The organism is Mesorhizobium sp. LNHC221B00 (genome assembly GCF_000502935.1).
GTDB classification, from domain to species: domain Bacteria; phylum Pseudomonadota; class Alphaproteobacteria; order Rhizobiales; family Rhizobiaceae; genus Mesorhizobium; species Mesorhizobium opportunistum.
Map to the genome: position 1 here is coordinate 1 of NZ_AYWR01000061.1, position 2,698 is coordinate 2,698.

Sequence of the window (2,698 nt, forward strand, 5' to 3'; positions counted from 1 at the left end):
CACATCCCGACGTCAGATGCGCGCTAATGCCGGGTAGCGCAACGCCCGGAACCGGTGTCGCTGCGGGAACATCGTTGCGACGAGATATGGTCGCTCGCTGCAGGCAATGCTGAATATCACGGAAGTGCCGCGACGTGCCGGCACATTCTCAGACAGTGAGAACGGCCGAAAACACTGCGAAGTTCACGCTGGCTCGGATGAGAATACGACAAGGGGCGATCGCGAGACTTTCTGGGACGGACGCGGAGCACGCCGACTGCACCCCCGCACATGCTTTCCTGCAAGATACACCAACTATGTCGACTCTTTACCGCAACCAGTCGCATCACAAAGCACGTTGCGCCTGATGGTCGCTGCCGGACTACCGGAATAGCCGCCACCATGGGCTAAATGCCGAGTCCTCGCTGCCGTCCCAACCGCCAGGACATCGATCCGCCCCGCACGATGCCGTTGACTTCGCGTCCGATCTGGCAGTCGGTGACCGGCCGCCGCGGCACAAGGGTGAACTCGTGCGCCTGCTCGAGCACGGCGAACTTGCCGCTCGATAGCTGAACGGTCCCGGTGAGTTTGCTGCTGACGGTCTCGCCATCGAAATCGAGGTGGCACGATGGTTCTGGTGTTCTGCCCAGCAGTTTTCGCGTGTCATCCACCCATTTCCAGCAGCATGTTCTGCTTCAGTATTTCGATGCTCCGCAAGCCGAGCAGGCGAATGGCGCTTTTGTCCTTCAGGCGGGTGAAGACCCGCGACACCGTCTCGATGGTGAGGCCGAGATAGTCGCCGATATCCAGTCGCGACATCGGCAACTCGATTTGACGCAGGCCACCCTGACGTTCCGCCATGTCGACCAGGAATGCTGCGACGCGTTCGATGGCATTCTGGCGGCCGAGGACCAGCAGATGCTCCTGGGCCCTGATCAATCCCTTGAGTGCAAGCGGCAGCAACTGACTGGACATATCTGCTGTTGAGGCGATCCGGAAAACGCGAATGCCGGTCGCACCGATTGCCTCGGCGAAGAAATGGTGTGTGGCATCGGCCTCGAAGCCGAAGGTTTCTCCGGCCAAATGAAAGGCGCTGATCTGCCGGCGGCCGTCAGCCAGCAGCCGGTATACACGAACGGCGCCGAATTCGACCTGGTAAAGAGGCCCGGCCTTTTCGCCTTGGGCGTAGATCTCTGTGCCGGCGGGGAAGAAGCTGACCGGCTGTGCCATGGCCCCATCGAGAAGCGCGAACGGGCTCGGCTGCGATGGCAATTCAATCTTGGCGATTTGTTGAGCGTACATGGCTGTGTTCCCGGTTGTTCCGCGACGACAGCAATCGCGCGATTCCGGGCCCGCCGAAATTCGGTTATATCCCTAAGGAAAACTACTTAGGTGTTCGCCGGGATGTCTGGGCCGTTGGTTGCGTGCGACCTGATAGTGTGCCGTTGCGCTCGATGGATGACGCCCCGAGCACACTAGCTGTCCACTCCTTCCCGCCCCGAAACCGTGGCGACCAAAATACGGAAGAACACGTGTGGAAGATCGGTCGCAACCTCCGATTTCTCAGGTTTGAGAGCGCCAGGCTCCCACCAATCGGCGTGCTTGCTCAGCAGCGCCCAGGCATGATCGCGCTGCACCTTGTGCCCAATCCGGTCGGGCAGTTCCTCGTAACGGCCATCGGCGACAACGCTCCTCCAGCCTCGCCCTTCGCCGTGTTCGTCAATCTGAACAGACACCAGCGGATTGGCTCGCATCCATTCGATTTTCTTGCCCGGCATGGAGAACGCGTAAACATGAGCATCCGAATAAGCGTAATGGAGGGGAACGACATAGGGCTGACCGTCCTTCGCGCATGCAAGACGGGCCACGCGGTTGGCGCCCAACAATCTGGTACATTCCAGGACGGAAAGTGTGCGGATCAGCATCGATGCGATCTCCTGTTCTTGCCTGATCTTGCATCAGAGCCAGCGATGTGCCGGCCGGTCTCTTACGGCCCAGCGGTCCAGGAACTGGTCAGTCCGCTGGCCACAGCTGACGAAGCGACTTCTTCATGGACGCTCTTACCTGGACGATCTCGCCGTGCGATATATGTCGATCGAGCAGCATGAAAACGGCGTTGACCGCTACATCGAAATCCACATCTTCATCATATCCGAAGCTGTTGCGGACACTGAGAACAAAGTCGCACTTCTTACGGCCATGGGCTGCGGCCGATGGCTTCCAGCCTTCGAAGTACATGCCGCGAACCAAGACAGGCAACTGTGCTGAAAGATCAGCCATTTCCGCTTCGGACAGCCAGTCCCGCAGCGTGTGCAGAACGCATCGCAACAGTCGGCAAGCACTTGGTTCGCTCCAGCGGAGATCCCTGGCAAGCTCCTTTACCCACTGTTGAGCCTGCTGGGCGGCGTGGTTCAAATCGCCAAAAGACGTCTGGGACATGTGGCTCATGGTCTGCTCCTTGGAGGTTTGTCGTCATCCTGGAGCTATGCCGAGATCGGCGCCTTGCGCCTGATCAATGTTTTCTCTTGGAGAGTTTTTCAATTGCGGCTTTCAGCCGCCTGACTTGGGCACCAGCAGCGCAACGATCCGGTCGCTCTTGGTGACAGAAGGCCGGCCGGCGGAACCATAGGGAATGCCCAGCGCGTCCCAGGTCTCGACCAGCGCATCCTGCAGTCCAGCGATCAACTCATCCGAATGGAACGGTGTCGGCGTGATGCGC

General features: G+C 59.5%; 3 protein-coding genes and 2 pseudogenes. All 5 read right to left on the reverse strand.

Annotated elements, in window-relative coordinates:
• Positions 1-386: 386 nt before the first annotated feature.
• A pseudogene (locus tag X741_RS0136460) lies at positions 387-590 on the reverse strand (DUF3363 domain-containing protein); the annotation flags it as partial.
• Positions 591-642: 52 nt separating this feature from the next.
• Entirely contained in the window at positions 643-1,281 is a 639-nt protein-coding gene (locus X741_RS136505; RefSeq protein ID WP_023781030.1) for a helix-turn-helix domain-containing protein, read from the reverse strand.
• 173 nt (positions 1,282-1,454) lie between these two features.
• Positions 1,455-1,904 carry a pyridoxamine 5'-phosphate oxidase family protein gene (locus X741_RS136500; protein WP_023781031.1) on the reverse strand — a complete coding sequence of 150 codons (450 nt, stop codon included), beginning with the start codon at positions 1,902-1,904 and terminating at the stop codon, positions 1,455-1,457.
• An 88-nt stretch (positions 1,905-1,992) separates the two neighbouring features.
• A complete protein-coding gene (locus tag X741_RS136495; RefSeq protein ID WP_023781032.1) occupies positions 1,993-2,427 on the reverse strand; it encodes a DUF2267 domain-containing protein in 435 nt (144 codons plus the stop codon).
• 102 nt (positions 2,428-2,529) lie between these two features.
• Positions 2,530-2,698 (reverse strand): annotated as a pseudogene (locus X741_RS1000000171375) (5-aminolevulinate synthase); the annotation flags it as partial.

Excerpts from the sequence above, each read along its gene's own strand:
- X741_RS136505 (WP_023781030.1), bottom strand. The coding sequence starts at position 1,281 with ATGTACGCTCAACAAATCGCCAAGATTGAATTGCCATCGCAGCCGAGC.
- X741_RS136500 (WP_023781031.1), bottom strand. The coding sequence starts at position 1,904 with ATGCTGATCCGCACACTTTCCGTCCTGGAATGTACCAGATTGTTGGGC.
- X741_RS136495 (WP_023781032.1), bottom strand. The coding sequence starts at position 2,427 with ATGAGCCACATGTCCCAGACGTCTTTTGGCGATTTGAACCACGCCGCC.